Genomic DNA, 26,402 nt, shown 5'->3' with positions numbered 1-26,402 from the left:
AGGCCGCGCGCCTCGGCCTGAGCACGTCAGCGATCCAGGACGTCATCGGCTCAGCCATCGGCGGCCGCGAGGCGGGCATGGTGTTCGAGGGCGACCGGCGCTTCCCCATCGTCGTTCGGCTGAACGACAAGGTGCGTGAGGACCGCGAGGCCCTGGAGAACATCCCGGTGCCGCTTCCCTCGGGCGTCAACGGGCGGGCCTCCTCCGTGTTGCTGAAGCAGGTCGCGGGTTTCTCTGTCACCGAGGGACCGAACCAGATCTCGCGCGAGAATGGGCGTCGGCGGGTCGTAGTCACCGCCAACGTGCGCGGCCGCGACATTGGTTCGCTCGTGGCCGAGGCACAGGGCAAGGTCGCATCAGGCGTCCGGCTTCCGGCCGGCTACTACGTGACCTGGGGCGGCCAGTTCGAGAACCTCGCCTCTGCCCGACAACGCCTGATGGTCGTCGTCCCTGTGTGCTTTTTTCTGATCTTCCTACTGCTGTTCTCTGCCCTGAACTCGGCCAAGGACGCACTACTGGTTTTCAGCGCGGTGCCGTTGGCTCTTACCGGAGGTGTCGCGGCCCTGTGGCTGCGGGGGATGCCGTTCTCGGTTCCGGCGGCAGTTGGGTTCATCGCCTTGTCGGGAGTGGCGGTCCTCAACGGCCTCGTGATGCTGACCTACATCAAGCAGCTAATCGCGGAGGGACGTCCCCAGAGCGAGGCGATCATCGAAGGTGCGATGACCCGGCTCCGGCCGGTTGCGATGACGGCGCTGGTCGCGTCGCTGGGTTTCGTGCCGATGGCCTTGGCGACGGCGACCGGGGCAGAGATCCAGCGCCCCCTGGCGACGGTCGTGATTGGCGGCCTCATCTCGGCGACCCTGCTGACCCTTGTTGTCCTGCCGGCGCTCTATGGGCGCTTCGCAGCCGCCGTGGCCGTGAAGACGGTCCCGGGCACACAGGCAGGTTCGCAGTTCACTTCAATGGCCGTGGAGTAGCCAAGGCAAGCCATGATCCGTTCCACCAGCATGCCCGAAGGCGTGCCTCCATGAGCAAAAAAGTCGCTCGGGCCACCCCGAAATGGGGCGGCGGGGCCATGCGCCGCCGACGTCAAGTCAGGCCCCATATCTTGAGGGCTGCCAGACGCGCGTTCGGACTGGCCCTTATCGGCATTCTGACCAGCGGTTACCTCCTGTACTGCCTCTGCCACATCGGCCTGAGGCCGTAGGTAGATTCGGTCCAGGCGAATTTGAAAAGACGCCTCTGGAAGGAACGCCGTGGGCCTCGTAGTCCCTGGACGTGCCCGTGCAGTTGCTCCGCCCAAGAACTCCAATCGGGCTCGTTGGCGCCTGGATCCGCTTGGCACCCGGCGAAACGTTCCTGGTTCAGCCGAGTCGGGCGATGAGATAGGTCTGCCGACCCGTCCCCGTGGTGCGTTTGCAGGCGCCGCGAACACGTTCGTCCAGGCGCTGAGCATCTGCGTGAGGAAGTAGCAACCGTCCTCCTCGGGAATGGAATAAGAGTAGAGCTCTGCCCCAACGTCGATGAAGGCAGACGTGTAGAGCATGTCGGCGTCGTGGACCGTGATAGCCCGGAATTTTGCGTCCGGGTACGCGCGGAGGTTCCCGAACTGGGCTATTGGCGTGTCCTCTGCGCCCCTGATGGCAGATCAACTCTTCGAAACTCAGCCGCTCAAGATCGCTTTTGCCCATCCTACAAGGAAATTCGCGAAACTCAACCTGTGTAAGGGGGGTAAATGCTTTGGCGGTTTAGTTACAAAATTCTCATCGATTTATATGCTCTTAAAACGTATACGCTGAAATAGCCCAAATACATACTGTTCCCAAGTTCGTACTGTGTAAGGCAATAGGCCAGATTTTTTTACGGCGCTTAAGGAAGAATAATCCTTGGTATCTATAAACATAATAAGAAACTGCCTGTCAACATTAGCGTTATGCTGTGCAATCAACTCGATGGCTGCTGGCATAATGCCGAGACCGCGATGTCGAGGAGGCGTGTATGCGTTTTCGAGTAGTGCCTCGCCAAAACCGAGTGCCGGTAGGGCGAGCGCTTGACGGATTTGGTCGCTGCTGCCTGGCTCCGTGAGCCATTGAATATGGTAAGGATAGCCGGAATGTTCGTCAGCAGCAACAAAGCAACGGCTAATAAGACTTCCCTTCGAGACCATTTCAAGCCTCCAAAGAATATTAATCTTTTCCTGCTCAAGGAAAGTGTTCTCGTTGAAATGGAACAGCGATTGTAGATCGTCGTGCTGAAAATCTCTCAGTACGAGAGGAATAGGACAAGAAGGCGGAGCAAAATTATCTGAAAGTTTTCGGCGCATACCAATTGATGTTCTAGATAGATACGGACCTTTCTTGATTCTAAATTTAAGACCGTGCAAATCAATATCGTTGTATACTGAACGATGGCTGTAAGTTGGATAGTTCATTGCTTGATTTTCTCCAAATAGCATTATAATAAAAATGCGAGTTCACTTTTATTTGAAGTGTGTTGTTAGCTAAGTTATTATTTACAATAAGGTAAGTTCGTGTACTCTATCAGTTTTATTGGTGTTATATTTAAGACACTAAGATTCTGCCCGATAAGATGCGGAGGCCGGGTTGAGCCGTTGGGATGGCAATGATTCCAAAAGGACGCTCAAACTATAATCCAGATCTGCATGTGGACCCCAACCACAAGGCGTCAGCATAGCCGTGCAGGCCTACATCCAAAAATCGATCTAAAAGATAGAATTTTAAAAATGAAGTTTTTAAATCTAATTTGATAAATATATACTAAGAGTAATCATGGTAAGATTAGGATGGATTAGAATAAGCGTGTCTACTCCTAGATCGCACGTACCTCACAGCCTGCTTTATCCTGCGCTTTAAGTCGGCCCAGGCGAAGCGAGACACCGTCACAAGATGATTGGGATAGAGGAGTGTCCAGAGCGAGCGACGGATCACGATGGTTTGCAGCGGCACCCGCTCTGCCCCAAGTTGCTGCTTGTAGGGCAGGTCACCCCACATCAAGTTGAAATCAGTCAGCCCTCTCGCCGCGCAGGCCTCGATAGAATTGATCAGGCTGATCATACCGAGGCTGCTTCTGGAATAGCCGGGATCATAGCCGTGGGTGAGGAAGTAGGCCTGCTGACCGGCGATGCAGATGAAATCTGCCGCGAGGATCGCGTTCTCTTTGCGAATGATCGTCGCATATCCGACCTCGCCCGCCACCATGGCGAGACGTTCGACCTCTAAGGCGTCGATGCCATACACTCGCCCTTGGCCCTCAATCCGGATGCGTCCGAAGGCTGCGATCGTGTCCAGCACGGGTCGACTCGGCGACGCCTCAAAGCGAACTGAGATCCCTGGGTTCTCGCGGACGAGGCCACGGGCCTTGCGCTTGGTGTTGCTAACCAGTTGCTTCGACATCCTCACGGCCGCGTCGCGCAGCGGCAGCCGCCAATTGTTCTGGTAGTGGAAACTGAAGTGGCTCAATCCCGGGGGAAGCTGGCCGATCACCTCCACGTCCTCGAACACGCAGAAGTGCATGCCTGCCTGCTGCAGGAAGTGACGGCTCAGCACGGAGATCAGCACCGCATCAAGCCTGAACAGCCGTCCCTGATGGACAAGGCCGCCACCCGCACGCGCGAAGACCAGATGGGGGGCGGCGCGATCGGGCCGGCTGCCTTCGACAATTACGAGATCGCGCATGCCATAGGTCCGGAGCCAGACAGGATGCGTGTAGAGCCCGCCTGGAACGGCGTCGGTATAGGTCGCGGCATCGGCCGTTCGGATGCGCAGCGATCCGTCGTCAGCGACGTAGTCGGCGTAGCTTAAAGTTCGCCGGTCTGAGACGTTTGACAGATCCGCGGGCGTGCCTTGCCCGTCGTACAAGGCTGCTCCGCCTTTACCAACGGAGGCGCTCATGTCCTGTTATCCAGCGGTTGAACCCCGGTGCTCTTCTCGTGAGGCATCAGAAAGCCGTTCGGCAACGCTTCGAACTGAAGTGTCCGGAAGAGCCCGAAAACGTACTCGCGCTGGCGCCGGATCAGGTGCGCCGAGAAACCGGAGCGCTGACAGCCCTTCAGCGAGGCGATGTTGTGCTGGTCGACAAAGGTGATGACGTAGCGCGCACCAAGATCGCGAGCGCGCTCTGCAATCAGGGCCATCGCGGCTGACATTATGCCAAGTCCACGGTACTGCGAAGGCGTGTAGGCGTTCTCAAGTAACGCTTCATCGGATTGCAGGAGGGGAAACGACCCGAGAGTCTGGATCTGAGAGTTGTAGGCGGCGCCGGTCAGCCACTGCATGTAGCACGGCTGTCCCGTGCCCTCATCGACGGCAACAAAACAGCTCGGCAGCTTGGTTGCGATGACCTGTTTGCGCCAGCGAACCTCGTCTGGCTCGCGCCCGTCAGATGTCAACTCCGCGGCTGGGAAGAGAAGCGGGATGTCGCTGTCTTTGATTTCGCGCACACTGATCGACAGCTTCGCTCTCGGAGTCAGGAAGGGGATAAAGATGTCGCGTCGCAGTCCGAACGAGAGATGCTCGCGATAGAAACCCTGACGTAGGTGTCGGGTGATGCGAGGCAGGAGTTCGGAGAACTGGCCGCGGATCGTAAGGTCCAAGGCAGTTTTAAGGCCTGGTACAACGCTCATTCTGCAGCCTCCAACGTCGTGCTCTCGCAATGTTGCGATCTAGTAACGCCGTCCAGAAGCGATCAACGTGTGATCGGCTTCAGTTCGTCAAGTAGATGGTATAATCTATCATCAATTTGGTCTCATGTGCTAAAGGCAACTCTGCAAAACCGTGTTACTCATGCATATACTACGTAGCTTTCGAATATGTATAAAACGAGGTTTACGGTTAACTATATTTCATATGGTATTTAGCACTAACGCGGATCGACATCTGACTGTCTGCCTCAAATAGGATACTTAGTGGAATATCATTTGAAATTGTCTTCGATTGGAATACGCTCGATCTTATCACGATTAAAATTGAACTATAGTCTTAGTTGGCATCATGATGTATCCTCCTACTTCAACAAATTCTAGAGAACCGCTTAATTGCTCAGGAAGCTCGTGTCTCGATCCACGTGATCGCGTTACGGATTGCGGGGTCCCAGAGTACGAGGATTGCCCAACTCAGCACTAGTGAAGCAACCAGGCTGATCGCTAGAGCTGTAGTATCCGACATGCCATCGATGATCAGATACCCCATCACACTGCCGCTGACGGATTGGTGGATGAGGTAGAAAGGATAGGTCATCAAGCCCAGCGTCCGCGTGACAGAACGCAAGCGTATGTGGCGTGGAAAGGCAGTATTACATCTAATTGAGATTATGATTGCAATACAAGCACTACCCCAGAGACCCAGTGAAATCGCACCAACACTAACTGGCGATTTTCCAACGACAATGTTTTGAACAAATTCAATCGACCGGCAAAGTATTTCTGCGCATGAGAGTAATATGGCAGCTCCCATCCATTTTAGATTTGCTGACCTTGGCTTGTCCCCCTTGGTCAGTTGCCAGAGTAGCATGCCAAGAGCGAACAGAGGGCCATGCCTCAGCAGCGACGCGTTACGAAAGCCGTAGCCGAAGTCGAGCCAGTTTGCCTCAAATACGTCGAGGTTCGAGAGGGTCAGCAGGATAATATATGGGGTGGCCCAGATGATCAGGATCTTGGCAAGCCGCGACACATCCCGTTGCGGGCATACAATGAAGTAGAGGAGGCAGAATGCATAGAAGGCGAGTTCGATTTCAAGCGTCCAATAGGCTGACGAGAAAAACCGTCCACCGAAAAGCGCCAGGGAGACGATGAAGGATCGCGGATCTAGCGTCGCGAGGTCACCTACCACTGTGTGCGTGCCGCCGAAGATCAGTACGGCCGCGGACCCGATGATCGTGCAGCCCCACGCTGTCGGATAGAGCCGCAGCAGCCTGTTCTTGATGAAGCGTCGCGGCGATGAGTTGGTCAGCGACGCGGCAATGACAAAACCTGAGAGGACAAAAAAAATCTCTACGCCAACCCAACCTACAGGTGGGATAAAGGTAAGAGGAGGGTACTGGTAGGTGAGATGCAGAAGCGCCACCATACCAGCCGCGCAGATACGCAGCAGGTCGAGCCCGTAGATATGACGGTCGTTTCCCGGAAATTCTTCAGCAACCTTTGCGGTCAACAATTCCCAGAATCCTTAGATTGCAAGTAAAAAATAAAATTTTTACTTTTGTATTTAGAATTGATATTTAATGTAATTTTGACTAAATTTTTTAATGCATTAATTACCTGTGTATATGTCGATCAATGAATAATGATAGTCTAGTCACATTCAAGACTGATCATTCGTCAATGCGTGGATCGGAAAATCAGATTCGAACTCGCTCTAGAAGCTCAGCGGCCAGTACGATGATCGCCGTCGCCATCTGCGTGCAACAATGCATCGTGAAGGCAGCAGATGATCTGAGATCGCTCACACGGCGGGCTGAGGTACTTCACTCGAAATTTTAACCATTCGCGATCTTCCGAACCGCGCATAGAGCGCAGGCAAGATCGCTAGGGTGAGCAGGGTCGCGCTGACTAAGCCTCCGATGACTACAGTCGCCAGCGGCTTCTGCACCTCGGCTCCTGTACCCGTCGCCAACGCCATCGGCACGAAGCCCAATGCCGCGACCAAGGCGGTCATCACCACCGGCCGGAGCCGGGTCATCGCTCCTTCGCGTACGGCGGTCAGCACGTCAGCCCCCTCGGCGACCAGTTGCTTGATGTGGTTGAGGAGCACGAGTCCGTTGAGCACCGCGACCCCGGACAGGGCGATGAACCCGACCGCCGCCGACACCGAAAACGGCATTCCCCGCAGCCACAGGGCCGCGACACCGCCGGTGAGCGCCAGCGGAACAGCGCTGAACACGATGGCAGCGTCGCGGGCCGTTCCGAGCGCTCCGAGGAGCAGGATGAAAATCAGGGCGAAGCAGGCTGGCACCACGATCATCAGGCGCTGGCGGGCTGCCGTCAGGTTCTCGAACTGCCCGCCCCAGCGAACCTCGTAGCCCGCCGGCAGCGTTACCTCCTTCGCAATGCGCTCCTGCGCCTCGGCCACGAGCGAGCCGATGTCGCGCCCGCGCACGTTGGCGGTCACCACGACCCGACGGCGCCCATCCTCGCGGCTGACCTGGTTCGGACCCTCCGTAAAGCCGAACGAGGCGATCTGGCGCAGCGGCACGCTCGCGCCCTCCGCCATCCCGGTCTTGGCCGGCAGCGGCACCGGCAGGTTCTTCAGCGCCTCGACGTCGCCGCGGATCGCGTCGGACAGGCGTACGACGATCTTGAAGCGGCGGTCTCCCTCGAACACCAGGCCGGCGTCCTTGCCGCCGATGGCCGTGCCGATGACGTCCTGCACGTCGGCGAGGCTGAGCCCCCGTCGGGCGATCTCACGCCGATCGATCTTGATATCCAAGAACGGTAGGCCGACCGCCTCCTCGACCTTCACGTCGGCGGCTCCGTCAAGGCCCCGCAGGATCCCGGCGATCTTATTGGCGCCATCCACCATTGGGCCGAACTCTTCCCCGAATACCTTCACCGCCAGGTCATCGCGGACGCCGGCGATGAGCTCATTGAAGCGCATCTGGATCGGCTGGGAGAACCCGAGCAGGGTGCCGGGGATCAGCTTTGCCTCCGCCTCAAGCTCGCCGATCAGGGCTTCCTTGGTGAGGTTCGGGTCGGGCCACGCCGCCTGGGGCTTCATGATGAGGTAGGCATCGCAGGCGTTGGGCGGCATCGGGTCGGCGGCGATGTCCGGGGTGCCGCATCGCGAGAACACGAAGGCGATCTGCGGGAACTTGCTCATTGCCTGCTCGACGCCGAGCTGCATGGACTGGGATTGCGTGATCGAGGTCGACGGGATGCGCCGGGCCTCCATGACGATGTTCTTCTCGTCGAGGGTCGGGGCGAACTCCTGCCCCAGCGTCGTGAACAGTGCGCCCGCAAGGCCGAGCAGGACGACCGCGCCTGCGACGAAGGCCATGGGCGCCCGGATCGCGCCGTTTAGGAGCGGACGGTAGGCCGCCTTGATCCCTCGGATGAGAGCGTTCTCGGACTCGCTCACGCGACCGGTGACGAAGGTCGCGATCATCGCCGGCACGAAGGTCAGCGACAGCACGAAGGCGGCCACAAGGGCGATCAGCACGGTTAAGGCCATCGGTGTGAACGTCTTGCCCTCGACCCCGGTAAAGGTGAGGAGGGGCACGTAGACCAGGATGATGATGGCCTGTCCGTACACGGACGGCTTGATCATCTCCTCGGCTGAGACCCGGACCGTAACCAACCGCTCGTCTAATGACAGCTTGCGTCCGAGTTCGTGCTGACGCTCGGCGAGGTGGCGCAGGCTGTTCTCGGCGATGATGACCGCGCCGTCGACGATGAGGCCGAAGTCGAGCGCGCCCAGGCTCATCAGGTTGGCGCTGATACGGCCGGCGAGCATACCGCTGGCCGTCAACATCATCGCGACCGGGATGACCAGCGCCGTGATGATGGCTGCACGGATGTTGCCGAGCGCCAGAAACAGCACGACGATGACGAGGAACGCTCCCTCGGCAAGGTTCTTGGCCACCGTCCTGACTGTGGCGTCGACGAGTTCGGTCCGGCTCAGCATGGTCCGGGCCATGATGCCCGGGGGGAGCAGCTTGTTGATCTCGGTGATCTTGGCGTCCGCCGCGGCCGACACCGTGCGGCTGTTGCCGCCGATGAGCATCAGGGCGGTGCCGAGCACCACCTCTTGCCCGTTCTCGCTGGCCGAGCCGGTCCGGAGCTCGCGCCCGATGGTGACGTTCGCCACGTCGCGAACTAGGATCGGCACCCCGGCGCGGGTGGCGACCACGATCTCGGCGATCTCGCCCATGTTCCCGATCAGGCCGCCGGCCCGGACGATGTAGCCCTCGCCGTTGCGCTCGACGTAATTTGCCCCGCGGGTGGCGTTGTTCGCCTCGATGGCATCGGCCACGTCCTTGAACGACAGGCCGTAGCCGACGAGCCTCATCGGGTCGGGCTGGACCTGGTACTCCTTGACGTAGCCGCCGATAGCGTCGGCGCCGGCGACCCCGGGCACGCTCTTCATCTGCGGCCGGATGATCCAGTCCTGCACCGTGCGCAGGTAGACGGTGCGGCGGAACTCGTCGGTCAGGCGTTCGCCCTCGGGCGTCAGGTAGCTGCCGTCGGTCTGCCAGCCAGGCTTGCCGTCCCGGACGGGAGCCCCTTCGCCCGGCGGGAGATACTCGACCGCCCACCAGTAGATCTCGCCGAGGCCGGTTGAGATCGGCCCGAGCTTGACCTCGACCCCCGGCGGCAGCGTCCCACGCACCTCGATCAGGCGTTCGTTCACCTGGGACCGGGCGAAGTAGACGTCGACCTTGTCGCTGAACACCGCGGTGAGCTGGGCAAACCCGTTGCGCGAGAACGAGCGCATGGTCTCCAGGCCCGGGGTGCCGGCGAGCGCCCGCTCGATCAGCACCGTGACCTGCTTCTCGATCTCCACCGGCGTCAGGGAGGTCGCCACGGCGTTGATCTGGACCTGGTTGTTGGTGACGTCGGGCACGGCGTCGATGGGCAGCCGGGCCAGGGACCACGCGCCGATAGCGGTGGCGATGAGCGTCACTAGGATGACCGCGTAGCGGTTGGTGACGGAGAAGGCGAGGATCGGGCGGATCATGGCTTAGTCCTCCGCCGCGGACTTGCCGAGCTCGGCCTTCAGGGTGAAGCTGTTGGCAACGACGACTTCGTCGCCAGGCTCCAGCCCCGAGGTCACCTCGACGTTTCCGTCGTCGGAACGCCCGACTCCCACCGGTCTCGCCTCAAAGCCGCCTTCGACCTTTACGAACACAGTCGGCTTGCCCCCGATCGTCTGGATCGCCTCGGATGGGACGAGGGTGCGCACCGGCTTGTCCGAGACGGCGATCTCGGCCGTAACGAAGGATCCGGGCCGCCACCGCTCCTCGGGATTGGGCAGCTCGGCGACGACCCGTGCGGCGCGGGTGTTCTGGTCGAGAACCGGGCCGATGAACACGATCTTGCCGTTGGCCCGTTCGTCGGTCGCCTGGGTCCACACGGTGACCGTCTGCCCCTCGCGCGTCAGCGGCAGGTCGCCCGGCGAGACCGAGAGGTCGACCCAGACCTGGGCGAGGTTCACGACGCTGTAGAGCTCCGTCTCCAGGTTGTCGCGACCGACCGCGGCGCCGAGGTCGACTCTACGCTCGACGATCTTGCCGGCGATGGGGGACCGGATCTCCTGCCGCTCGAACTGGGCTGCCGGTAGGGATGGCAGGGCCTCGATCTCGGCCGGGTTTAAACCGAGGAAGGTGAGCTTTCGCCGGGCTGAGTCGACCTTGACCTTGAGCTCCTCGTAGCTCGCCTGGGAGCGCAGGTACTGCTGCTCGGACGAGATGCGCTTGTCCCACAGCGACTGATCACGCTCGTACAGGGTCTTCTGCAAGGCGGCGGACAGGCGGGCGGCGAGGTACTCGCTCTTGGTGTCGGCGATCTCGCGGCTGTCAAGCAGGGCGACGACCTCGCCCTTGGCGACCCGGTCGCCGAGGCCCTTTCGCAGTTCAGCCACCGTGCCCTGGGTCTTCACCGCGATCCGGGCGGTGTTGTTGGCGCTCGGGACGATGGTGCCCGGCACGTGGAGGTGGCGGGCGAGCCGGCCGCCCTTGACGCTATCCGTGCGGATGCCGGCCTTGGTGACCTGATCGTCGGTCAGCCGGACGAGGCCGGGTTCGTCCCGGGGCGCTTCCTCGGGCTTCGGGGCCGCTGCCGCCGTCGGTGCCGGACTAGCGGTCGCGGCGGGGCCGAACGTCGGGAAGCCGCCCTGGGCGAGGCGCGTGCGAAGCGCGTCTGTCGCGCCCGGCCAAGCGGTCGCGATCAGGAAGCCGCCGCCGACGGCCCCCAGGACGAGGAGGGTACGTTTAAACATATCTATGCCATAAGCCCTCGCTGCCGGTCTCTGCCGTTCGGCGAGCCCCGGGGAACGCAGGTGCGTAAGAGGAAAAGCCCCGACCTAGCCGGGCGACCCTGGCTCAGCCCCTGGGTGGCTCGAACGGCGCCTTGCCCTGCCGAATGCCCTGGGCACGGTCATGGACGGCCTGGAACCGGACTTCTGCGGCGTTCACCGACTTCGGCATGTTCGTCGGGTAGGCGAACGCCAGGATCTGCACGTGGGATTGCGTATGGTGAACGAGGTCCGCCGACCCGGACCCCTCGGGACCATGATCGTCGTCGTGCTCGCCGTGACCGATCCCATGGAGGAGGTGGGTATAGGCCGCTAAGCTGCCACCGCGCGCTTCCGCGACCAACGGCATCACCGAGGTCGCGATCAGCACGAGTGCAACGAGCACCGACAGGAACCGCCCGATCCGACCCACTCCCGACGCAACGCCTCCGCCTCACGCAGCCGCCCCGGGACCGCGATTTCACCTTAACGTATCCCACCCGGGGGGATAGGATGTCAACATGCAGCACGCCTCTCACCCCGATATCGTTAAGCGCCTCAAGCGCGCCCACGGCCACCTCGCGGGCGTCATCGCCATGATCGAGGAGGGGCGACCGTGCGTGGACCTCGCCCAGCAGCTTCATGCGGTCGAGAGCGCGATCACGAACGCGAAGCGTGTCATGATCCAGGACCACATGGAGCATTGCCTGGCGGACGGGGTCGGACACGGGGGCAAGTCCGCCAAGGACGCCCTCTCCGAGTTCAAGGCGATGGCGAAGTACCTCTAAAGTTCGCCGCCAAGCCTGGCTCTTCTTCGAACCGGACCTCCGCGCACCCGCTCGCCGCGCGGGTCGGGGGCCTCGTCGGCACTTGCCTTCTCACCGGGCCCCCGGCCTGCTCAACCGACTTGCTACTTCATGATCTTCAGATCGTCGAAGTCGCCGGTGACCTTCACGGTCACGGTGACAGGCGCCTGACCACGATTGCGCCAGAACCAACCGTGGTGACCTTCGTAGCCGGCGGTCAGTACGCCCGTATCGCCGGTGGCGTCGCGACCGCGTTTGTAACTGCTTTCCTTGCCGCCGGGCGCGGTGCCGTGCATGTCGTAGTTCACCGAGCTGCCGGACGCGCTCCAGCTGTAATTTGCCTTGGCGCCGGCCTTCATAGCCATCTTAATCTCGGAGCCCTCGCCGGGCTTCAGCGTGACCGACTTCTCCTGCGGCACCGCCGCCGTCTGGGCCTGCGCCCCGCCGATCACGAAGAGTGCCAGGACCCTGTTCATAAGGTCCGAGCGCGGGGACGGACCCGCCGGCTGGCTGGCCGGTGCTGCATCCCGTTGCCGGTCCGCCTCGGCCTCGGCCGCGACCTGGGTCTTGATCTCGCCCATCTCGGTGAGCCCGAGCATCCGACCTATGCCCGTCGGGTCGATTGCGTATTCCGCCGGTAGGACGACGGTGATGAGAAGCACCGCGGCAGTGGCGGCAGCTATGCCGGTCGATCTCAAGAGTTGGTAGGAGCTCGGCAACTCGGCCCGTGACGGCATATCGCTGTTGTACACGCTTCATCTCCCGTTTTGAAGACTGGTTACTTGACGACAAGGAAGCCGGTGAGTTGCATCCCCACGAGCGTAAATCCGGCAGCCATCATTGCGACGTTGGCTGCATAAGCGTGGCGGAAGAAGCCGCCCGAGCGTCGCCAAAACCCCATCACGATCAGGATCGCGCCGAGGGCGAGCAATTGGCCGAGTTCGACGCCGACGTTGAACGCCAACAGGTTCGGCACCAGCCCGTCCCGGGCGACATCGTAATCCTGGATCTTCGTCGCCAAGCCGAACCCGTGGAAAAGGCCGAAGATCAAGGTCGCGGCTTTGGTGTTCGGCTGGACGCCAAACCAACGTTGAAATGCACCGAGGTTGTCGAGGGCCTTGTAGACGACCGACAGGCCGATAATCGCATCGATCAGGTAAGCATTGATGCCGATCTCATAGTACACCCCTAAAAGCATGGTCGTGGAGTGCCCGAGCGCGAACAGGCTTACGTATAGTCCGATGTCCTTGACTCGATAAAGAAAGAAGATAACCCCTGCCAAGAAAAGTAGATGATCATATCCGGTGACCATGTGCTTGGCACCGAGGTAGACGAAGGAGACGAGGTGGACGCCGGAAATCTCCTGGATGTAGCCTTTATCGCCTTCGGCCACGCCGTGAGCCAGGGCGACGCCGCCTGAGACAAGCAGGCCGAACGGGATCAGGAGCGCGCGTAGTACCCCAGCATAGGGTACGAATGCACCATTCCCCGTGGGAAGTCGTGCCATGAATGAGGATCCCCGATTTTAAGCGGAAGGCCGCTCCCGGGCGGCTCCATCATGGTTCCGCGCGTAGCCCTCCCGCGCAGTGACAGGCAAAAGCAACACTCTGAAGGATAAATGGCTCTGAGAACAGATTTGATTTTTGGAAGGGTTTGATCGTGGGTCGCATTGCTTAGGAGCGATGCATCTGCAACATCGCGCAGTGCGGTATAACGTCAAATTTACCCACGCATTATACCAGAACTTTCGAATCTGGCCGGGGAGTTGCTCCCAAGGCGTAGCCGATCCCGACGGTCAAGAGGTCGAACACGACCAATAAGGGAAGCATCCGCATCGATGTGCCTTCTCGGCCGCCGGGAGCTTATGTCCTGGATCTACTTATCGTCGTGGGAATGACCGTGGGTATTCCGGTCCTTCTTAGTCGTGTTGGGCTTCCCGCCCGCATCGACCACTCCCGCCTCGGCCCCGCGCGGGGCGTCATGGTTGGGGCCGCCCGAGACGCCTCCCGTATTGGAGACCGCCCGTTCCGGGTTGGAGGCGTTACCTCCGCCGTCCCGAGCGAAGGCGGGAGCCGAGAGGGCGGTCAGTGTACAGGCGGCGAGAAAGGCGGCGAAGGTACGCTTCATGAGTTCGATATCCACGCTTGCGACGACCGAATGGGCCGCGTCGAGAGGGGGGATAGCAAACCTATTTGACACCCGGACGCCGCGTTCGTGACGAAGTGTGTCAGCCCCCCATGGTCAGTAGCGAAACCCGAACCTGGAAGCCGCCTTCGGGCCGATTGACCAGGATGATCTCGCCCTTCTCTTCCTCTATGATGCGGCGCGCGGTCGTCAGCCCGAGGCCGGTGCCCCCGGTATTGCGGTTCCTCGACGTTTCCAGCCGCATGAACGGTTCGAAGGCCTGGGCGAACTTGTCCGGAGGAATGCCGGGCCCGTCATCCTCGATGACCACGAGAAGCCTCCTAACATCTGCCTGGAGCGAAAGCCGTGCGCGGGATCCGTAGCGCACGGCGTTATCGACGAGATTATCCAGGGCACGCCGAAGGGCGACCGGGCGCACCGTCGCGAGCGCACGCCGGGGACCGACGTAACCTACGTCCTGGCCGGCGTCGGAGGCCGCGTCGGCGATGCTCATAAGAATGCTTGCGACGTTCGTGTTTCGGCGTGGCTCCGGATCGGCGTTGCCGCGGAGGTAGGCGAGCGTCGAATCGATCATGGCCTGCATGTCGTCGAGGTCAGAGCTCATCGCACGGCTCTCCATGGCATCGGTCAGGCCGTCGAGGCGTAGGCGAAGTCGCGCGATGGGGGTGCGAAGGTCGTGGGAGACGGCAGCCAGCGCCTGCGTACGTTCCGCCAGAAGCAGGTGGATGCGTGCCTGCATCGCGTTGAGGGCCCGGGCGATCCCGCGGGTCTCGTCGGGGCCAGCCTCGCGGATCACGACGACATCGCCGTGTCCGATCTTCCCCGTGATGCGGGTAAGATCACGGAGTGGACCCGCGATCCTGTGCATCAGGAAGACGGAGGCGATGCCGACCAGGATAGCCATCGCGGTGGAGAGGTAAGGCCAGGGTCCGAGTCGGGCGAGGCTCGGCGCATGGGCAAAGCGGAAGGTAAGAAAGCTGCTGTCGGGCAGTGCCAGTGCGCCGCCCAGCTCCTCCTCTTGATGAATGGCCTCGTTGTCGCTCCCTATCGCCAGGGCAAGTTCGTTCCCGAAGCTAGGCTCCACGGCGACCATCCGGGCCCGCAGCGACCGAAGCCTGGGGTCGACGGCTTCTTCCTGCCGCAAGGGTGAGATCGAGGACCAGCGGAGCTGGAAATGCGACGACGACAAGGCCTTTGCCTCCGCATCGCGCTCAGGCGGCGGTCTCCGTAACACTGCCTCGCGGGCAAGCGTAAGTTGGTTGACGACATGCCCCGCGAACGCGTCGTCCGCCGCGGCGACCGACTGACGATAGAGCAGCAGGGCACCACCGTGGACAGCAAGGATGGCCAGGAGAAGAACGGCAACCGTGCGCGCTTCGAGGCTACGCGCCAACGAGGCGATTCGGCTCATGCGCGCTCGACCTTCGAGGCGAACATGTAGCCAGCCCCACGAATGGTTTTGATGATGGGGGACGCGCCTTCGAAGGGGTCGATCTTGAGCCTCAAGCGGCTGACGAGCTTGTCGACGCTGCGGTCCGTTGGCGATCCGAGCCGGGCGCGGGAGAGCTCCAGGATGGTTTCGCGTGCGAGGACTCGGCCTGGATGCTCCAGGAAAACCAGTAGTAGGTCGTACTCCGCGCCGGACAGATCAACGCTCGCACCCCCGGGATCGAGGAGTAATCGGCTGCGCAGGTCGAGCCGCCAGCCGGAGAAGACGAGCGTCTCCGCCTTCGGTGAGGAGGGCGATGACGGGGCGATGGAGGCACGCCGAAGCACGGCGCGGACCCGAGCGAGAAACTCGGGCCGGCCGAACGGTTTGGCGATGTAATCGTCGGCACCGAGTTCCAGGCCAAGAACCCGGTCAGCCTCCTCGTTGCGTGCGCTGATCATGATGACCGGGACCGTGCTCCGGGCGCGTACCGCTCGAAGCAGGTCGAGGCCCGAGGTGCCCGGCAACATGATGTCCAAGAGGATGAGGTCCGCGCCCCCGGCGGGCAGGATACGCCAGAACTCCGCTGCGTTCCTGCTCCCGCTGACCCGGTAGCCACTTTCGTTGAGGAGGCGCGTTACGAGCATGCGCAAGCCGTCGTCGTCCTCGACGAGGATGATGTGGCCCGTATCGACAGGCAGCGGGATATCCCTGGTTTGCGGAACCATCGCCCCCTCAGGCTAAAGACCGTTGCGGGTCGATTGCGAATTGGCCGGTCTGTCCGAACCGAAAGCGGTCGAACCCGACGCGGCGAAGGTTCTCGACTGATCCAGCTTGCGCTGAGACCGGATGAACCAGGGGCATGTCGCAACCGGCGACAAAGGCCTCAGGATGAGCCGAACCCGCCTTGCTGCGGAGGCCGTCAATCGACCGACTCACAGATTTGGGCCGTGCAACCGCTCCTGCCTACGGCTAAACGCGCAGGCAAGTTGGAGCTTATGACACACGGGCATCGAGCTGGCCGGCCTCGGCGCCGGGCAGCTCGAACGTCGTCTGGATTCTCCGGACGCCTTCGGCACGTTCGTGAACAGCCTGGGCCCTTAAGTCGTCGTCGGCTGATCCTACCAAACTCGGATGCCACCATTTTCGGATCAGACAGTCCAGCGAACCCCAAATCTGACTTCACATATCCCATCCGGGGGGATAGCATGTCAACATGTACCACGCCTCCCACCTCGACATCGTCAAGCGCCTGAAGCGCGCCCATGGCCACCTTGCCAGCGTCATCACCATGATCGAGGAGGGCCGTCCCTGCGTCGACCTCGCCCAGCAGCTCCAAGCGGTCGAGAGCGCGATCTCGAACGCAAAGCGCCTCCTGATCCAGGACCACATGGAGCATTGCCTCGGGCACGGAATGGAAAGCGGCATCAAGAACGCGTCGGACGCCCTCTCCGAGTTCAAGGCTATGGCGAAGTACCTTTAGGACCCATCACCATGCTCAGCGTCCTCTCGAACCGGACCTACCGGCATCTCTTCGCCGCTCAGGTCATCGCCCTCGTAGGAACCGGCCTTCTCACGGTCGCTCTTGGCCTGCTCGCCTACAAGCTGGCAGGAGACCGGGCCGGCGCGGTCCTCGGGACCGCCCTGGCCATCAAGATGGTCGCTTACGTCGCGGTCGCGCCCGTCGCCGGCGCCTTCACCGGGCAACTGCCGCGGCGTGCCTTCCTGGTGGCCACGGACCTCGTACGAGCTGCCATTGCCCTGCTGCTCCCGTTCGTCGACCAAGTCTGGCAGATCTACGTCCTGATCTTCATCCTGCAGTCGGCATCGGCAGCGTTCACTCCGACCTTCCAGGCGACCATCCCGGACATCCTGCCGGACGAGCGCGACTACACCAGGGCGCTGTCTCTCTCACGCCTCGCCTACGATCTGGAGAACCTGCTCAGCCCGACCCTGGCGGCCCTGCTGCTGACTGTCATCAGCTACAATTGGCTGTTCGGCGGAACCGTCGTGGGCTTCCTATGCTCGGCGGCCCTGGTGGTCTCCGTGACCTTGCCGGCAGCGACGCGGAGCGAGCGCACCGGTGGGATCTACGACCGTACGACGCGGGGCCTGCGGATCTACCTCGCGACCCCCCGCCTTCGCGGCTTGCTCGCCATGAACCTCGCGGTCGCCGCCGCCGGAGCTATGGTCATCGTCAACACCGTGGTGATCGTCCAGGCCTTGCTTGGACGTTCTCAGAATGACGTGGCCATCGCCCTCGGATGCTTCGGGGGCGGCTCGATGATTGCGGCCCTGGTCCTGCCGCGGGTACTCGAACGCCTGTCCGACCGCGGCGTGATGCTGCCGTCCGCGGCCTTTCTCGGCGTTGTCCTTGTAGGTGTCGCGGTCCTCACTTGGGGTGGGGCCATCGGCTGGCCGGTGTTGCTCGCGACTTGGCTTGTCCTTGGGATCGGCTACTCCGCCGCCCAAACCCCGACCGGACGCCTCCTGCGTCGTTCGGCAAGCCCAGAGGACCGACCGGCGGTGTTCGCGGCACAATTCGCGCTATCGCACGCCTCGTGGCTCGTGACCTACCCGATGGCTGGCTGGCTCGGAGCCACGGTCGGGATGCCAATGACCCTGGCGGTCCTCGGCGCGTTGACCGTTGCAGGCGTCGCGGCGGCCGCCTTGCTCTGGCCCGCCTCCGATCCAGACGTCGTCGCGCATGCCCACGGTAATCTCGATCCGTCCCATCCGCACGTCCAAGGGACCGGCCACAGTCGACACGAGCACGCCTTCGTCATCGACGACCTGCATCGCGAATGGCCGGCGAGGGCGGGGTGAACTACGTCGGAAAGCGAAGGCTTGCCATGGCAATGATACTCTCGGCCGGCTTCCTCGAACCGGCCGTCGCCCGCGATTGCGAGGGACTGCTCCGGATGCACGGGCTCCTGCGTCGGGGGGCAAGCCAATGCGCATTCGAGCAATACAACCCTGAGATCGTCGAGGCTGCGCGGCAGTGCTTCGGCGAGGTCGCGCCCGGTGTCGGAGAGCACTCGATGTACGCCGGAGCCGCCGAGTTCGACCAGATGGCCTCGCTAAGCGGACAAGGGAGAGCCTGTTCGGAGATAGAGCGCCGCTTTCCGATGGCCGTCAGATAGTTCCGTAACTTTCGGAGCCTGTTGGAGTGGGACGACAGCCCGAATTCGGCTTGGCTCTTAAATTGGAACGGATGATGTAGATGGGCCTGTCGCAAACGCGAATGCGCCTTCGTTCACGGATTGTTAGCTATCCCTGACCAGCTTGCCGCCTCCGCCTTGGAGCCGGCCATGATCCTGTCCGCTATCGCCGCCAAGCTGAAGCAGCGCTCCAAGGCTGACTTCAAGGGCCGGCACTACGAGGCGTCGCTCATCGTCCAGGCCATCTCCTGGTACCTGCGCTATCCGCTCAGCTACCGCGACATCGAGAAGTTGCTCCTGGCGCGTGGCCTGGAGGTCGATCACGGCACCCTGAACCACTGGGTGCTCGCCTACAGCTTCGAGATCAAGTCGCCGAACACATCGCTACAGGGCGGCTGGTCCGGGTCCTGGAGGACTGGTGCCCGCCGTTCCCGGGCTACTACCTGTACTACCCGAGGCGCCGCCAGACCCCGCCGGCACTGGCGGCCCTCGTCGAGGCGCTGCGTCACAGGGGCTGATCGGCTTGGCCGCAACGACGGCGGCCGTAGGTCCACCTTCGGACATCAAGCCAACTTCCGCTTCCCACGCCGAGCCGAAGTTGCCAGACCGCCGACGAATGACTGCTTATGAGAAGCACCCAGGCCGAACCAGGCGGCGGGGTTGGGTCCCGACCCCAGCGAGCGTAGCTCTGCATTTTCGAATGCAAAAGTAAGGATTTCCGTCACAGATGCACCGATCCCTAGTATTACAGATATACCGATTACCTGATTAACCGATTTCGGTTCTGCTCATCGCTCCTCCAGCGTCTCCTGCCATGCATGGTAAATAAGGCATGCCGACCCAGCTGCGCATCTCATGCGCGTCCATTAATCAAGATACACCGATGTCTGTGCATCGGTGCATCTGTGATTCAGTCAGACTGAAGGCATATAGCCCTTCGCGGTGAAGTATGCGGTCAGGGCCTCGTCGAGGACGTCCTGCATCATCAGATCGCGGTCGGCAGCCACAGAGCGGATTCGGCGGTAGTGGGACTGCTTGATGTAGAGGCTCACCTTCTTCCGCGCGTTCGGGTCCTTCGACGCCGGTGCGGCTTCGTCAGCCTTCTCCTCGGGGGCTTCAGCCACAAGCGGCTGGATCTCGGCCATGCTGTTGCGCTGGCGGCTCATGTGACGACCTTGTGTGCGAGGGCGACCTTGGTGCGAACCCATTCATAGACGTCGCGGAACTCGTCCACGCTCTTCCGCTCCGCCTCGGTAAGTCCCGATATCTCGAAAACGGTCTGCCCCGATATCAGTGTTTCGGGAATAACCGATTTCTGGTGGATGACTGTGCTCACGTAAGGGAGATTGCTCGCCTCCAGGTAGGCGAGGGCCTCGGTCTTCGGACGAGGTGTGTTCGTGACAGATGCGCTGACCACAACGGAGAATGGGACCCTCTCCCGTCGCAGGTGTGCGATGAAGGGGGGCAGGGCTTTAATGTCGTCCGCTGTCGGCCGCATCGGCACCAGCACGTGGTGAGCTGCGCGCGACGCGTTAAGGGCGATGGGCCCGTTTAGGCTGCCAGGCGTGTCGATGAAGAGGATCTCGATGCCCTTGGCCTTGATGGCCCCGAGCGTGGCGCGGAGGTGGTCCTCGTTCGGCGATAGTTCGTGGTGGACCTCCGGAGGGCCGTAGCCTCGGCTCAGGCGTGTGGCGCCCCAATCCCGGGAGCCTCCCTGCTGGTCTGTATCAAGGATAGCGGTCTGATAACCGTCCAGTTGGGCGGCCACGGCAAGATGCCGGCAGAGCGTGGTTTTGGTCGCCCCACCCTTCTGCGTCGCCAGAGTCACAATCTTCAAAACAGCATCCCCCGATATCAGCTCATCGGTGCATCGGTAAATCGGCATGTCCGTTTTTCGGAGGATACCGACGAACAGATATGCCGATCACCCTTCAGACCACATGGTTAATAAACCGTAAAGTTTCCGGTCGTTCTGACGGGCTGGGGCGCGATCCTGATGCGAGGGCGATGTTGCCCTCTCGGCGTTGACTCGGCCGTGCAGTCCCGCCGACATGGAGCATCCGTAGCTGCATCCATTCAGTTTGCACTCGGATCAGGAGTTCACCGCCGCCGCAAGTCAGACCCTGAAAAGCCAACGGCCCCACCCCTGGCAGGGTGAGGCCGTCGAAATCGAGATGGTGTGTGAGGACGTCTGGTGACCCTCACAAGCCATGGACCGCCCCCGGGCGTCAAGTCGGAACGCGAGTTCCGGCAACGATATGGCTTTGCCTGTGGACGGGAGCGCCCCTTGGCGCGTCCGAACGATCTGTTGCGGCCCTATGATGGGGCTGAGGATGATATTTGCCGACGAACTAAAACGCGCGATCGGGACGGCGCCGCGAATCACCCTGCCTGGGATCTCGTCGCTCCTCTGGAAGGCCTACGCCGACGGCCAGGTGTCGGAAGCCGAGGCCGAGGAACTGGCCGCGCTTATCGAGATCCAGAAGATCGTCCCGGCCCCGCTGAAACAGGCCAGGAGGTCCGTAGGCTCCCGGCCTCGGACGGACGAGAGCCTGGAGCGTAGGCGCGTCTGGGCGGCCTCCGGACGCTTCCCTCCATCCGTGGCCAGGCACTTCACTCCCGCAGAGCAGGCGGTGCTTGCCGTGGTCGCGGCCGAGTTCTGCCGGGAAGGGGACTGCCGCTTGACCGTGGGCGGGATCGCCGGACTGGCGGGGGTCTCCGAAACCTCGGTGAGGAACGCGATGCGGGAAGCGGTGGCGCGCAACCTGGTAGCGGTCGAGGAGCGCAGGCTCACGCGGTGGCGCAACGACACGAACATTGTGCGCATCGTCTCGCGGGAGTGGACGGTATGGCTCCGTATAGCCAAGGGGCGCCGGGAACCGAAGGTCCTCCCCGAGCTTACGGGTGAAGCCTCAACGGACGCGGTTCCCGCCTCTTGGGGAGGGTGCAGGCCTGCGAAGGGCTCAAATACTGTTAGTTCTAGAACTGGGAATTCTGGGGATCGGAAACGTCGCAAGGCTGCCGAAAAGCAGGGTCGCGGTACCATCAGCGCACTGGCCGGATGAAGACGAGCCCCTTGCCGGCACCGTCTGGATGATCGCGGCAGCCTAAGATGCCGGAATGAGACAAGATACACCTCGTCCACCGTCGACGGGGCGATGACGGCTGCCTGCCCCCCCAATCAGCGTCCACCGATTCGCGCGGGGATGGGCGGTCGAGGACATTTCCGACCCCTGGAACGACCGTGGGCGGTCTCTGCTGAGCCCTCAGCCGGCCAAAACTGCAGCTGAACAGCTGCACCCGCCCCCCTCAATTCGGTGCGGCCACGTTTTTTGGCATTCGGCACCCCACGGCGAAAATCAGGAGTGGCATCCTGAAGGGTCCGCCCGCGTCAGGGCTCGACTTCCAGGAGATTGCCATGATCACGCACGCCTCATTCTTGAAGCAGATACAGCCAGCCGTCGAAGAACTCCGGGACATTAGCCAGAGATCCAAGGGCTCATTTCGCAGCGAGTACATCGCAGTCTCGCACTTTTACAGCTGCCTGGACAATGCATTCGTTCCGAACTGGCAGTATGACTTGGATGTACAGGAGGAATTGCGCAGTTTGCTGAAGCGGCCGCCTGTCGTGGCTGTGACTTCGGCTCTTGCGGGCGCGGTCGAATGCCTGGCGTCGCTCCACCGGCGAGACCCGTCCGATGCGGGCTGGCAATTCCTCGACTTCCTCGACGATGTGAGCGCAGCGGGCGCCGTGGGGGGGCTTGATGCCCCTTCCGCTCACTTCCTGCGCTTGGCAGCTTACTGCGCCGTCGTAGTGCACGGGACCCCAGGGGCTGCCCTGCCGGACCTCCCGCTATCACCGGAGACGGAAACGGTCGCGCCGGAGTTCCGGCACCCTCGCATCCACCTCTCGCACGTGCCCGGCAGACCACCCCGGGGGCCGTACGGTGACGAGGGCCAGGTCGCTTCCGGTCTACCCGACGACACGAACGACCCGAAGGGATCGGGGTGGGGGGTCTAATGGGCCGCCTCCACGGGAGGAGCGCGGAGCACGGTAGCCCGTCCCGCGCGACTTCAGGGACGCGGCGCCGGTGTCCGTGTCCGTGTCCTCCGCATACGTGCGCGAGGCGGGGAAGCGTCGGAGAGGGTGCGTCCAAGGTCGGCGGCCAGGGCCGCGATCCGGGTCAGGGCCTGCGCGCGAGCTGCGAGCTTGATGATGAGCGGCTCCAGCGCTTGCGCGATGCGTCGGCGCCGTCCCTGGGCGGGAAGGATCGTCGGCGTCAGACCTTGCACGGCCCGGCGCTCCATGCGGGCAAGCCCGCGCCGGAATCCGTCCTCAGCCGCATGCCGGACGGCCGCCGCCCGGTCGAGGAGGTCGAGGGCTCCCTCGCTCCCTGGACGCCGGCTGAAGTTGGCGGCCGCGTTGCTCCACAGGTCGGCCGCGCGGATCGGGCGGGCGTCGCCGATACCCCTTTGGGCAGCCACGGCACGCCGCTCGCCGCCCTCGCCGAGAACAAGCCAGGATGTGGATCGGTGGCGCGACAGCCCCACGTAAAAGGCCGCAGCGCCGACACCTTCGGACCCCCTTGGCATCGCGAGGATACTCTCCTCGGCGGTGGCCCCCTGCGCCGCCGAGAGGGTCAGGCAGTCGCCAGGACCGAGCCTGATACGGCCGCCGGTCTCGCGGTCGCGCAACGCGGTCCATGGAACGAGCCCCTCGCGCCCGCTCGACGCGCGCAGGACGAGGCCGGCCTCCTCCACCGCGAGGACCTCCACCACCGAGCCGTTCACGCCAAGCTGGCCGCGACCGGCACCGCGCGCGTGCGTTCGGCCGTAGAGCCTGATACGGTCACCAACGGCGACGGGCAAGGCGTAGAGGTCTCCGGCCTGGTCGACGGCGTCCAGCACAGCGATGTCAGGACCAAGGCGTCCCATCGCGCGCTTCCGCTGCCGGATGGCGAGGCTGACCGCTCGGCAGTCCTCCCGCGTCGGGGCTACGACGAGCACCGCGTCCTCGCCGATCGCGGCGGCCCGCTCTTGCCAGAGGTCCGCGACGGCTTCGGCGGTCTCGCTCAGGGTGCCGGGAGCGAGGCGGGCCCGGTTCTGGTCGCGGAGAACATCGAGGACGTCGCCGGCCCGACCGGCACGGGCGAGACCAGCGAGTTCGCGTTCCTCGACGGTGCGTTGGCGGACGGTCGACGTCACTTCCGCCACTTCTCCACCGAGGGCGCGGCCGAGAAGACCGACAACTCCGCCGGCCTCCACGCTTCGGCCTTGGCGCGGGTCGCCGATGGCGACGAGGGTGCATCCGACCGCTTCGCGCAGCTCCAGGGTGGCGAGCGAGTCCTTCACGGAAACGAGGCTGACCTCGTCGACCAGGATCACCGCGTCCACGTCGAGCCGCAACGTCCCGGCCCGCGCACGGGCGAGGAGGGCGGCAAGGGCGATGCAGCGTTCCGGGGGGATTCCCGCATCCGAAAGAGCCTGGGCCTGCCGCCAAGCGGTCGCGGTCCCGTAGACCTTGCGCCCCTGAGCCTCCCAGGCCCGAACGAGCCCAGACAAGAGCGTCGACTTGCCGGCGCCCGCCGCTCCGACGAGGACACCGACCCGACCGCCCGTTCCGATCTCGCGCATGGCCTTCCCCTGTGCCTGCCCATGCTCTCCGGTGAGGTTCAGGCCGGCGCCGGCCGCTCCGGCATCCACTTCCTGGATGGTAAGGGCGGCGGAGCGGTCCCCGGCCGCCGCGCGCGCCAGAGCCACGAGGCGCGTCTCGCGGTCGATATGGCAGCCCGTCGTCAACCGAACCGCCAACGCGCCGCGCGGACCCCGCACCTCGCGCACGATCACCGGGGTGTGGACGCCATCCTCCTCGATGCCACCCGCGAGGAGGGCGCGGGCCACGTCGTCGATCTCCGCCGCGTCCTCGATGCCGGCGGCCACCAGGCCCCGGGCCGCTGCCAGGCGGGCCGCGCTCTCGTCGACAACGGCCTCACCCTTGAAGGCTTCTGCGAGGATGGGGGCCGCTGCGACGCGGGCGATCTCCATGCGCTCGGCGCGGTCGGGCAGGGGAATAGGGGTGTCCAGATTGGACCAGGCGACCGGCCGCCACCCAAGGGACTCGGCCTCGCGGCGCCACGCGTCGAGGTCGCCAACGTCGTCGGTTTTCGCGGCACGCCTGTCCCCCTGGACGCCGTTCTTGAGCAGGCCGATGCGCCGGGCGGCGTCGAGGCTATTCCAATCGAGGCCCTGGTCCTGAGCGTATGCCCGGGCGGCCGCCTCGCCCTGGGTCGTGCGCCTGCTGAACGCTGCACGCACGCGCTCGGGCACTGCCACGACGCAGGCGGCACCCGTTGCGGGGTCGAGCCTCGTGTCGATACCGATCCGGCGCAGGCCAGTGGCGATGTGGGACTGATAGAGGGCCCCCCACTCGTGAACTCGGCCGTGCAGCTGCGCCAGGTCAACGGTGCCAACGTGCCCCGAATCCGTGAGGACGTGCGACAGGGCGCATACGTGGGTGTGCAGCTGGGGCGATCCCGCTACCCGGACGGTAGCAAGGTGGGTGTAGGCCTCGCCGGTCTCAGGGTCGCGGGTCGCGATCTCCGTCGTCGGCCGAGAGGTGAAGTGGTCGAACCCAAGCCAGGCCATGTGGCCTGGTTCGTACCCACCCCGGCCGCCCTTGCCCCTCCGAGCCCGCCCGAGCGTGCCCTCGATGGTCCGCATCGTCGCCGCCACGGCGGCCCTATGCACGGCATGCAGGAGGGCGCGCTCAGCCTCCGTCTCGGCGAAGGCCCATGCCAGCGACAGCGACTTGTCGGCCGAGAAGCACAGGTCCACGAACCGGACGGGCGCGCGGGTCGCGGTCAGCCCGTCGAGGAACGCTGTTGGGCGCAGGGGGCCACCGTCGGCGCGGCAACCCTGCGCGACCGCTGCCACGACACCGGCGTCCGGCGCGGCGTCATCGGCGCCGAGGAGCCGAAGCAGGCGTGTCCGCAGGCCTGCGGCGCGCTCCGCCGGCAGGGGCTCGCTCGTACCAGCATGTCGGCCGGCAACAACCCGGGCGACTTCCTCGGCGGTCGGGAGGCGGTCGGTGGCAAGCCCCGTCTCGGCCGCCAGAGAGGGCATCGCCTCCCGCTGCTTCCGTCCCTCCACTGGCTCGCCATCGGCGCGCCGGCCCGCGAGGAGCTGCGCGAGCGCGTCGACATCTGGGATCTGATGCGGGTCGAGGCCGAGCAGGGTGGCGAGGCGCGGGTCGAGGTCCTCGCGGATGCGGGGGACCGTCGCGTTGAAGGCATCAGGTCCTGCCGACGCGGCCCCAGGCGTGCGGGCATAGTAAGCCGCGACCTGGGCCATCTCGGCCGGAAGGGTAGGCTCGAGGAGGTGGGCGACCATGGCGCGCGCCCCGCTCAAACCCCCGGCGCTCCCGGTCCGGTACGTCAGCATCGGCGGGCCCTACCGTCCGGCCTGGATGGCGACCGCCACCGCGCCGGGGATCGCGTCGAGGCCGGCCCGCATGCCATCCAGGCTGTCGCCCTGGGCGTCGAGACTGTCCGCGATCCGGCCCAGCGCCTCGGCGAGCCCGTCCCCGCCGCCTTCGGCCCCGAGGTCCGTCACGGCCGCCAGGAGCGCGTCGAGGAGGGCGGTCTGCGCCTGTTGGCCGACGATTATCTGGCCCATCGCGGCACCGAGCGTGGCCACCTCCAGGCGGAGGTCCGCTACCTCCACCGTCAGTGCCCCGAGGGCATCCCGTTCCGCCACAGTCCAGACCCTCGAACCTCTGCCCCGGCCTTGGCGCCGGGCGACGATTCGCATTGTACCCCCGCGCCGCGCCGGCCGCCGGCGCCACCTTGGGTGCCTTGGTCTGTAGGGACATCGAAGACCCCTGAACGTCCCGGTCCTT

At 63.5% G+C, this 26,402-nt stretch carries 24 protein-coding genes and 2 pseudogenes; 9 read left to right on the top strand and 17 right to left on the bottom strand.

Annotation, left to right across the window (positions count from 1 at the left end; translation table 11 throughout):
- Window positions 1-977, top strand: a 977-nt coding sequence (locus MFF30_RS09475) for an efflux RND transporter permease subunit (protein WP_238279058.1), incomplete at its 5' end; no start/stop codon positions are given.
- Here the strand turns inward: MFF30_RS09475 and MFF30_RS26170 are convergent.
- From MFF30_RS26170 to MFF30_RS09440, 8 genes are all read right to left on the bottom strand, one after another.
- Window positions 890-1,567: a DUF1254 domain-containing protein gene (locus MFF30_RS26170; RefSeq protein ID WP_373320872.1), complete on the bottom strand. Its 678-nt coding sequence runs from the start codon at window positions 1,565-1,567 to the stop codon at window positions 890-892. The genes MFF30_RS09475 and MFF30_RS26170 overlap by 88 nt on opposite strands.
- Window positions 1,568-1,771: 204 nt before the next feature.
- Window positions 1,772-2,431 (bottom strand): N-acetyltransferase, encoded by a 660-nt coding sequence (locus MFF30_RS09470; RefSeq protein WP_238279056.1) that lies wholly within the window; start codon window positions 2,429-2,431, stop codon window positions 1,772-1,774.
- Window positions 2,432-2,798: 367 nt separating this feature from the next.
- On the bottom strand, window positions 2,799-3,911 hold the full coding sequence (locus tag MFF30_RS09465; RefSeq protein ID WP_238279054.1) for a GNAT family N-acetyltransferase: 1,113 nt from the start codon (window positions 3,909-3,911) through the stop codon (window positions 2,799-2,801).
- Complete coding sequence (locus tag MFF30_RS09460) at window positions 3,908-4,642, bottom strand: GNAT family N-acetyltransferase (protein ID WP_238279052.1); 735 nt, start codon at window positions 4,640-4,642, stop codon at window positions 3,908-3,910. The genes MFF30_RS09465 and MFF30_RS09460 overlap by 4 nt, the downstream gene beginning before the upstream one ends.
- A 415-nt stretch (window positions 4,643-5,057) precedes the next feature.
- Complete coding sequence (locus tag MFF30_RS09455; RefSeq protein ID WP_238279050.1) at window positions 5,058-6,167, bottom strand: acyltransferase family protein; 1,110 nt, start codon at window positions 6,165-6,167, stop codon at window positions 5,058-5,060.
- A 291-nt stretch (window positions 6,168-6,458) separates the two neighbouring features.
- Window positions 6,459-9,689: an efflux RND transporter permease subunit gene (locus tag MFF30_RS09450; protein ID WP_238279048.1), complete on the bottom strand. Its 3,231-nt coding sequence runs from the start codon at window positions 9,687-9,689 to the stop codon at window positions 6,459-6,461.
- A gap of 3 nt (window positions 9,690-9,692) precedes the next feature.
- Window positions 9,693-10,949, bottom strand: coding sequence for an efflux RND transporter periplasmic adaptor subunit (locus MFF30_RS09445; protein ID WP_238279046.1), 1,257 nt, complete (start codon window positions 10,947-10,949; stop codon window positions 9,693-9,695).
- A gap of 103 nt (window positions 10,950-11,052) precedes the next feature.
- A complete protein-coding gene (locus tag MFF30_RS09440) occupies window positions 11,053-11,370 on the bottom strand; it encodes a hypothetical protein (RefSeq protein WP_238279044.1) in 318 nt (105 codons plus the stop codon).
- A gap of 115 nt (window positions 11,371-11,485) precedes the next feature.
- Between MFF30_RS09440 and MFF30_RS09435 the strand changes: the two genes are divergently transcribed.
- Entirely contained in the window at window positions 11,486-11,752 is a 267-nt protein-coding gene (locus MFF30_RS09435) for a metal-sensing transcriptional repressor (RefSeq protein WP_238279042.1), read from the top strand.
- A gap of 122 nt (window positions 11,753-11,874) precedes the next feature.
- On the opposite strand, the gene MFF30_RS09430 is transcribed toward MFF30_RS09435, so the two are convergent.
- The 5 genes from MFF30_RS09430 to MFF30_RS09410 form a co-directional block, all read right to left on the bottom strand.
- The gene (locus tag MFF30_RS09430; protein WP_238279040.1) at window positions 11,875-12,522 is read right to left on the bottom strand and encodes a transmembrane anchor protein; all 648 of its coding nucleotides are present in this window, start codon (window positions 12,520-12,522) and stop codon (window positions 11,875-11,877) included.
- A gap of 26 nt (window positions 12,523-12,548) precedes the next feature.
- Window positions 12,549-13,277 carry a HupE/UreJ family protein gene (locus MFF30_RS09425; protein ID WP_238279038.1) on the bottom strand — a complete coding sequence of 243 codons (729 nt, stop codon included), beginning with the start codon at window positions 13,275-13,277 and terminating at the stop codon, window positions 12,549-12,551.
- Window positions 13,278-13,645: 368 nt separating this feature from the next.
- A complete protein-coding gene (locus MFF30_RS09420; protein WP_238279036.1) occupies window positions 13,646-13,897 on the bottom strand; it encodes a hypothetical protein in 252 nt (83 codons plus the stop codon).
- A gap of 100 nt (window positions 13,898-13,997) precedes the next feature.
- Window positions 13,998-15,326 (bottom strand): ATP-binding protein, encoded by a 1,329-nt coding sequence (locus tag MFF30_RS09415; protein ID WP_238279034.1) that lies wholly within the window; start codon window positions 15,324-15,326, stop codon window positions 13,998-14,000.
- Window positions 15,323-16,072 carry a response regulator transcription factor gene (locus MFF30_RS09410; protein ID WP_238279032.1) on the bottom strand — a complete coding sequence of 250 codons (750 nt, stop codon included), beginning with the start codon at window positions 16,070-16,072 and terminating at the stop codon, window positions 15,323-15,325. The genes MFF30_RS09415 and MFF30_RS09410 overlap by 4 nt, the downstream gene beginning before the upstream one ends.
- A gap of 488 nt (window positions 16,073-16,560) precedes the next feature.
- Between MFF30_RS09410 and MFF30_RS09405 the strand changes: the two genes are divergently transcribed.
- The 5 genes and pseudogenes from MFF30_RS09405 to MFF30_RS09385 form a co-directional block, all read left to right on the top strand.
- Complete coding sequence (locus MFF30_RS09405; RefSeq protein WP_238279030.1) at window positions 16,561-16,827, top strand: metal-sensing transcriptional repressor; 267 nt, start codon at window positions 16,561-16,563, stop codon at window positions 16,825-16,827.
- Between the two features lie 11 nt (window positions 16,828-16,838).
- A complete protein-coding gene (locus MFF30_RS09400; protein WP_238279028.1) occupies window positions 16,839-18,170 on the top strand; it encodes an MFS transporter in 1,332 nt (443 codons plus the stop codon).
- On the top strand, window positions 18,167-18,487 hold the full coding sequence (locus MFF30_RS09395; RefSeq protein WP_238279026.1) for a hypothetical protein: 321 nt from the start codon (window positions 18,167-18,169) through the stop codon (window positions 18,485-18,487). The genes MFF30_RS09400 and MFF30_RS09395 overlap by 4 nt, the downstream gene beginning before the upstream one ends.
- A gap of 168 nt (window positions 18,488-18,655) precedes the next feature.
- A pseudogene (locus MFF30_RS09390) lies at window positions 18,656-18,862 on the top strand (IS6 family transposase); the annotation flags it as partial.
- Window positions 18,863-18,867: 5 nt separating this feature from the next.
- A pseudogene (locus MFF30_RS09385) lies at window positions 18,868-19,023 on the top strand (LysR substrate-binding domain-containing protein); the annotation flags it as partial.
- A gap of 396 nt (window positions 19,024-19,419) precedes the next feature.
- Here the strand turns inward: MFF30_RS09385 and MFF30_RS09380 are convergent.
- A complete protein-coding gene (locus MFF30_RS09380; protein ID WP_238279024.1) occupies window positions 19,420-19,671 on the bottom strand; it encodes a hypothetical protein in 252 nt (83 codons plus the stop codon).
- The gene (locus MFF30_RS09375; protein WP_238279022.1) at window positions 19,668-20,390 is read right to left on the bottom strand and encodes a nucleotide-binding protein; all 723 of its coding nucleotides are present in this window, start codon (window positions 20,388-20,390) and stop codon (window positions 19,668-19,670) included. Before MFF30_RS09375 ends, MFF30_RS09380 begins: the two co-directional genes overlap by 4 nt.
- A 433-nt stretch (window positions 20,391-20,823) precedes the next feature.
- On the opposite strand from MFF30_RS09375, the gene MFF30_RS09370 reads away from it, so the two are divergent.
- The gene (locus tag MFF30_RS09370; RefSeq protein ID WP_306424568.1) at window positions 20,824-21,570 is read left to right on the top strand and encodes a transcriptional regulator; all 747 of its coding nucleotides are present in this window, start codon (window positions 20,824-20,826) and stop codon (window positions 21,568-21,570) included.
- Between the two features lie 353 nt (window positions 21,571-21,923).
- Window positions 21,924-22,526 carry a hypothetical protein gene (locus MFF30_RS09365; RefSeq protein ID WP_238279021.1) on the top strand — a complete coding sequence of 201 codons (603 nt, stop codon included), beginning with the start codon at window positions 21,924-21,926 and terminating at the stop codon, window positions 22,524-22,526.
- 53 nt (window positions 22,527-22,579) lie between these two features.
- Here the strand turns inward: MFF30_RS09365 and mobF are convergent, their stop codons facing one another.
- Window positions 22,580-25,912: a MobF family relaxase gene (gene mobF, locus MFF30_RS09360; RefSeq protein ID WP_238279020.1), complete on the bottom strand. Its 3,333-nt coding sequence runs from the start codon at window positions 25,910-25,912 to the stop codon at window positions 22,580-22,582.
- Window positions 25,913-25,954: 42 nt separating this feature from the next.
- Complete coding sequence (locus MFF30_RS09355) at window positions 25,955-26,260, bottom strand: hypothetical protein (protein ID WP_238279018.1); 306 nt, start codon at window positions 26,258-26,260, stop codon at window positions 25,955-25,957.
- Window positions 26,261-26,402: the final 142 nt, after the last annotated feature.

Source organism: Methylobacterium goesingense, from assembly GCF_022179225.1.
Taxonomy (GTDB): domain Bacteria; phylum Pseudomonadota; class Alphaproteobacteria; order Rhizobiales; family Beijerinckiaceae; genus Methylobacterium; species Methylobacterium goesingense.
The sequence above is the reverse complement of the archived record's forward strand: the minus strand, read 5'-3'. Positions and strand labels throughout refer to the sequence as shown.